The following is a 6,562-nucleotide window of genomic DNA, read 5'->3' as shown; positions in this document are numbered from 1 at the left end:
TCTGCTCTTTTTCATTAGACTTTTCTTTATTTAAATTTAATTATTTCTCGAAAAATCTCTACTTTTAATTGTTCCAGTTTTTTGGGAGAAGGTCATAAAGTTCAATCTGGTAAATCCTGGATTCTTCTTCCCAGGGATGGTAGCCTTTTCCGATATATCTGAAACCGTATTTTTCGTAAAACCCAAGGTGGTCGGTACATAAATTCAGATATTTAAATCCTGAATCTTTTGTATCTTCTTTAGCTTTACTGATCAAAAGTTCACTGTAATTATTTCCCCTGTCATTTTCATTGATAAACAGGGCACAAAGCCACGGATACAAATCCATTCTGCTGATAAAATCATTGGTAATCAATCCTGCACAGCCTATGATTTCTTCATCTTTTTCCAATAAATACCACTGGGGTAAAGCCTGTTCCGCATCAATACTGTTCGATATGCAATCTTCATAGATAACGGGCGAAATTTCAGACCAGCTGTTCTGAAAAAAATTAATTGCTTTTTCTTTATATTCGGGATTTTGTCTTACTGATATTACTTTCATGATTATTATTTTCAGCTTCATCTAATACGAGAAAGGTAAACTTAATGAAAATCGGTTGAATTTGAAAGTTTTTATTAAAGTCAAAAGCATCTTAAAAACGTTCAACATGAAAGAGCAGGATGCTGTACGTCCTCAGAATGTATATTTTTATGAAAATGAAATAAAGAATAATTTTCCTGATGGTGGTCCCTGATGTATATTAATGGAAAAGCCTTTGTGCTCTTTGCTGAGCAGAACGCCTTTGCCTCAATTTATAAATTTATTTATTTGGACCGGCGAAATTTCGTTTTGCGAACTTTGCAGCGTTGAGCAGCAAAAAATATTTGCGGACTTTGCGTTAAAAATGAGCATTATAATAAATTAAGGTGAGCGTAATTGAAAGTTATTTTACTGATTTTTGTGTTTTGTAAATAAATATTCAGAAAAATCAGGTCATACAGCAATATAAAAAATATGATATTCCAAAATACATCCCGATTTGTCTGGTCATTATTGATTCTCGCATTATGTTCGAACGGATTGAAAAGCCAGGACAAATTCCCTGACGGAACGGCAATCCCCAAATGGTTCAGAGAAAACAAACCGACCGACATCAATAAATTAGGCAAAAAATACATCCTTACCGCCAACGGCATGAAGAACGACAGTACGATTCTTCAGACCAAAGCGCTCCAGGCGGTGATTGATCTGGCGGCTAAAAACGGCGGCGGCGTGGTGGTGGTTCCGAAAGGGACTTTCCTGATCAGCTCGGTTTTCTTCAGGCAGGGAACGCACCTGCATCTGGAAAACGGCGCAAAATTAAAAGGGAGTGACAACATCAATGATTTTCCGGTAGTCACCACGAGAATGGAAGGACAGACCGTAAAATACTTTCCGGCCTTAATCAATGCTGACGGATTGGACGGATTTACGATTTCAGGAAAAGGCACGCTTGACGGCAACGGGCTCCGTTTCTGGAAATCGTTCTGGAAAAGACGCGAGTGGAACCCCAAATGCACCAATATGGATGAAATGAGGCCCAGGATTATTTACGTTTCCAATTCCAAAAATGTTCAGGTGGAAGGAATTACCATTAAAAATTCGCCGTTCTGGAGCACGCATTATTATAAGAGTGATTTCGTTAAATTATTAAACCTGACGATTCTTGCTCCGAAAGAACCGGTAAAGGCGCCAAGTACCGACGCGGTTGATATCGATGCCTGTACTAATTTCCTGATTAAAAATTGCTATATGTCGGTGAATGACGATGCGATTGCTCTGAAAGGCGGAAAAGGCCCGAAGTCCGATAAAGACCTGGACAACGGCGAAAACAGAAACATCCTGATCGAAGACAACAGCTTCGGATTCTGCCACAGCGTTCTGACTTGCGGTAGCGAATCGATTCACAATTACAACGTGATTCTTCGAAATTCTAAAGTGAAAGATGCGTCAAGATTATTACACCTGAAAATGCGTCCGGACACGCCTCAGCACTACGAATATCTTACGGTTGAAAACATCACCGGAAATGTAAAAACATTCCTGTATGTGAAAGGCTGGAACCAGTTTTTTGATTTGAAAGGCGAAGAAAGACCAAAAAAAGGACTGGCGAACAATATTACCTTAAAAAATATTGACATCAGTTGTGAAACAGCTTTTGATATTGAAAAATCAGATTTGTATGAGTTGACAGATTTTACATTTGAAAACCTGAAGATAAAAGCAGTAAAACCTAAAGAGGAAAACTTAGATGCGATTAAAAATCTGAAGAAAACAAAAGTAAATGTTACCCAAGTCACTTCTCTTACGCTATCTTACGACAAAAAAGACGATTCCGATACTGCTGCAAAATGAGTTGTTTTACCAAAATATTCGTTCTCTTATGCTTTTGTTCACAGGCACTGCATGCCCAGTCTAAGGAAATTCAATTCCTGAGCGGGACAGATTCTGAGCATACCAAAGAATGGGATTTTTGGATAACTGGCGGAAGAAAATCAGGAAATTGGAATAAAATACAGGTTCCGTCACAGTGGGAACAGCAGGGTTTCGGCTCATACAACTACGGACGGGATTACGTTACCTACGGCAAGAATTTTAAATTCAATGATGAAGCGGGGCTTTACAAACACCAATTTTCAGTTCCCAATTCCTGGAAAGGAAAATCGGTCAGCATCGTTTTCGAAGGTTCGATGACCGACACCGAAGTGAAGATCAACGGCAAACCGGCCGGAGAAATTCATCAGGGCGCTTTTTATGAGTTTAAATATAATATTTCAGACAAATTAATCTTCGGAAAAGAAAATATTCTGGAAGTCAGAGTTTCCAAAATGTCTGCTGATAAATCGGTCAACAATGCAGAACGCCTGGCGGACTACTGGGTTTTAGGCGGGATTTTCAGGCCGGTTTATCTGGAAGCCGCTCCCAGAGAAAATATTTCATCAACAGCCATTGATGCAAAGGCAGACGGAACTTTCCGTTCGGATATTCATTTACAAGGAATCCAATCAGTTAATAACCTAAAGGTAGAAATCTTTGATGCTAAGAATAATCCCGTTGGCGAATCTCAGGTGACCATTCAAAAGGGAGATACTTTAAAACGGCTCCAGTTTTCCGTTAATAATCCGAAACTCTGGACCGCCGAAACGCCCAATTTATACAAAGCGACATTCAGTCTCAATAAGAACAGAAGAAATGTCTTCCACACCGAAGAAAAATTCGGTTTCCGGACGATTGAAATCCGAAAAGGCAACGGAATTTACGTCAACGGAACGAAAATCAAAATGAAAGGCATCAACCGCCACGTCTGGTGGCCTGAAACCGGACGGGCGGTCAGCAAAAACATCGATTTGACGGACGTTCAGCTCATCAAGGAAATGAATATGAATGCTGTACGCTGTTCGCATTATCCGCCTAATAAATCGTTTCTTCAGCTTTGCGATTCATTGGGTTTATATGTTTTGGATGAACTCGCCGGGTGGCAAAAAAAATACAGTACAGAGGTTGGTAAAAAGCTCGTCAGAGAAATGGTGACGAGAGATGCGAATCATCCTTCCATCATTTTCTGGAGCAACGGAAACGAAGGCGGGCATAATTTTGATCTGGATGCAGAATATGCCAAATATGACCTGTCCAGCCGTCCCGTCATTCATGCGCACCACAAGCCGGGAAATGCGTTCAACGGCATCGACTGCAACCATTACGAAGATTATGACAGCACAAAAAAAATACTTGAAGGCGAAAATATTTATATGCCGACCGAGTTTCTGCACGCACAAGATGATGGCGGTGGCGGAACTTCTTTAGCCGATTACTGGGAACTGCACTGGAATTCCAAAAAAGGTGCGGGCGGGTTTCTTTGGGCGTTTGCAGACGAAGGCCTGGTGAGAACCGATTTCAATAATCAGATGGATGTTAATGCGATTAATGCGCCGGACGGAGTGGTGGGTCCGCACCGTGAAAAAGAAGGCAGCTTTTATGCCATCCGGGAAATTTACAGTCAGGTAAAAATTGATTTGAAAACGTTGCCGGATGATTTTAACGGAATCATTCCCGTTGAAAACCGATATCATTTTACGAATATAAAGGAATGCCGGTTTGAATGGAAACTGGTGAAATTCAGAACACCTTTTTCACCTGAATCCGGATTTGATGTGATTCAAAAAGGAAAAGCAGAATCTCCGGATATCAAACCGGTTGAGAAAGGAAATATCCATCTCCATCTTCCTTCAGGCTGGAAAGAAAGTGAAGGTTTAATGTTGACTGCAACTGATTCTTTCGGAAAAGAAATCTACACCTGGACCTGGAAAATTGCTTCCAATGAAAAAATATCAAAACAGTTTTCGAAATCATTGATCAAAGAATTTCCGGTTTCGGTTATTGAAAATGATTCATTGTTTATTTTAAAATCAGACGAAAAAGAATTTTCATTCGGAAAAAAAGACGGATTATTGAAGTCGGTTATTCTCGATAGAAAAGGCAAGAAAATGACCTTCCGGAATGGGCCTGTTTTCGTGAACGGAAAAACGGAATTAGTATCCATCAAATCTTTTCCGGAGGAACAAAATCAGGTGATTCAGATTTCCTACAAAGACGGAAAAAAAGCAGTCTGGAAATTGAATCAAAACGGAATTTTAGAACTGAATTATGAATATGCACTTTCGGGAGATTACCCGTTTGCCGGCGTAAGTTTCGATTATCCCGAAAATTATGTCATCAGTGCCAAATGGCTTGGAAAAGGTCCGTACCACGTCTGGAAAAACCGTTTGCAGGGACAAACTTATGACGTCTGGCAAAACCTGAGAAACGCTACCCGAACCGGTTTTTCACCGTGGATTTATCCGGAATTTAAAGGCTATTTCGATGAGGTTTCGTGGCTGCAGCTCAATACCGCAGAAGGAAAAATAACGGTGGGAACCAAAGAAGAAAAAATGTTCGTCAGGCTTTTTGATTTTTACGGAATTTACGGTGCTGAAGGCTACCCAAAACTGCCGACAGGAAATATTTCTTTCCTCGATGCCATTCCGCCATTGGGAACGGTTCTGGCGTTTAATATTAATAGTGATACTTCAACTTTAGGCCCGGAAAGTGAACCGAATCATTTGAACGGAACATTCAAAAGAACTTTGTATTTTTATTTCGGCCTGCCGGATCTGGGCGACGAAAATAAGCAGTTTACCATGCCGAAAGAAAATATTTTAACCGATTAAAGATGCAGAACCGGATAACATTTTTGACGTTTTTTTTAGGTTCGTTTTTGTTGGCGCAACAGATGAGTTTCAAGTTTGATTTTGGTAATGACAGAACCGAAAACGGATTTATTCCCATCACGTCAACCTCAAAATTTGATCAGAAAACCGGTTACGGTTTTATGGATATTTCCGGGTTGAAATCGGTTGACAATGGCAGAAATGCCTTGACGGGAGATTATATTACAAGTGACAAGCCATTTTATTTTTCAGTCGCACTTCCTGAAGGGAACTATGATGTGAAATTAAGTTTAGGCGATTCCAAAGGAACATCTGAAACAACCGTCCGGGTCGAAAACCGCCGCCTGATGCTGAACGATGTGAAAACAAAACAGGGCGAAATCGTCGAAAAACAAATCACCGTCCACGTCAAAGACAGCATTATCCGGAATCAGGACGGAACTCAGATCGGAATTGTCAAATTAAAACCGAGAGAAAGAAAATACCTGCATTGGGACAACCTGCTGACGATTGAATTTAATGACCAAGCCCCGAAAGTGTGTTCGGTCATCATTCAACCCAATAAGAAAGCAAAAACCATTTACCTGACGGGAGATTCTACGGTTGTGGATGCGCAGTATGAACCCTGGGCATCGTGGGGACAGATGTTGCCGTATTTTTTCGTTCCGGATGAAGTGGTGATTGCCAATTATGCCGAAAGCGGAGAAACCCTGAAAGCCTTTGAAGACCGCCACCGGATCGATAAAATCCGGAATACAATAAAACCGGGAGATTACCTGTTGATCCAGTTCGGGCACAACGACCAAAAAGCCGGCAACAGCACAAAATCCGGTTACCGAAAAAGATTAAAAGAGTGGATACTGAAAGCCAGAGAACTGGGGGCGATTCCGGTTCTGGTCACTTCGATGAACCGCCGGGTTTTTGATGAAAACAACACAATCGTCAATACGTTGGATGATTTCCCTGATGCGATGCGGGAAATTGCAAAAGAGGAAAAAGTGGATGTAATCGATTTAAATGCCTTGAGCAAAACCCTGTTCGAAGCTATGGGACCGGAAGCATCAAAGAAAGCATTTGTGCATTATCCGGCAAATTCATATCCCAATCAGCCGGCCGCTTTGGCGGACGATACGCACTTCAACGCGTACGGCGCTTACGAACTGGCACAATGTGTGGTGAAATCCATAGTTGACCAGAATTTGCCTTTGAAAAAATTTATTTCCAAAAATTACAAAGGTTTCGATCCCAATACACCCGATGCCGTTAAAAGATTCCATTGGCCGGAAAGCATTTTTATGGAATCTTTGAAGCCTGATGGAAATTAAAAAATTAA

General features: G+C 40.9%; 4 protein-coding genes. 3 read left to right on the top strand and 1 reads right to left on the bottom strand.

Annotated features, from left to right (window positions below; all coding sequences use genetic code 11):
• Nucleotides 1-64: 64 nt before the first annotated feature.
• A complete protein-coding gene (locus H561_RS0106655; protein ID WP_027386298.1) occupies nucleotides 65-544 on the bottom strand; it encodes a GNAT family N-acetyltransferase in 480 nt (159 codons plus the stop codon).
• A gap of 453 nt (nucleotides 545-997) precedes the next feature.
• Between H561_RS0106655 and H561_RS0106645 the strand changes: the two genes are divergently transcribed.
• The 3 genes from H561_RS0106645 to H561_RS0106635 all read left to right on the top strand — a co-directional run bounded on the left by H561_RS0106645 (nucleotide 998) and on the right by H561_RS0106635 (nucleotide 6,554).
• Nucleotides 998-2,377, top strand: coding sequence for a rhamnogalacturonidase (locus tag H561_RS0106645; protein ID WP_027386297.1), 1,380 nt, complete (start codon nucleotides 998-1,000; stop codon nucleotides 2,375-2,377).
• Nucleotides 2,374-5,229: a glycoside hydrolase family 2 protein gene (locus tag H561_RS0106640; RefSeq protein ID WP_027386296.1), complete on the top strand. Its 2,856-nt coding sequence runs from the start codon at nucleotides 2,374-2,376 to the stop codon at nucleotides 5,227-5,229. Before H561_RS0106645 ends, H561_RS0106640 begins: the two co-directional genes overlap by 4 nt.
• Nucleotides 5,230-5,291: 62 nt before the next feature.
• Nucleotides 5,292-6,554, top strand: coding sequence for a rhamnogalacturonan acetylesterase (locus tag H561_RS0106635; protein WP_228372230.1), 1,263 nt, complete (start codon nucleotides 5,292-5,294; stop codon nucleotides 6,552-6,554).
• The last annotated feature ends 8 nt before the right edge of the window (nucleotides 6,555-6,562 follow it).

Source organism: Chryseobacterium gregarium DSM 19109 (assembly GCF_000430845.1).
GTDB lineage: Bacteria > Bacteroidota > Bacteroidia > Flavobacteriales > Weeksellaceae > Chryseobacterium > Chryseobacterium gregarium.
The sequence above is the reverse complement of the archived record's forward strand: the minus strand, read 5'-3'. Positions and strand labels throughout refer to the sequence as shown.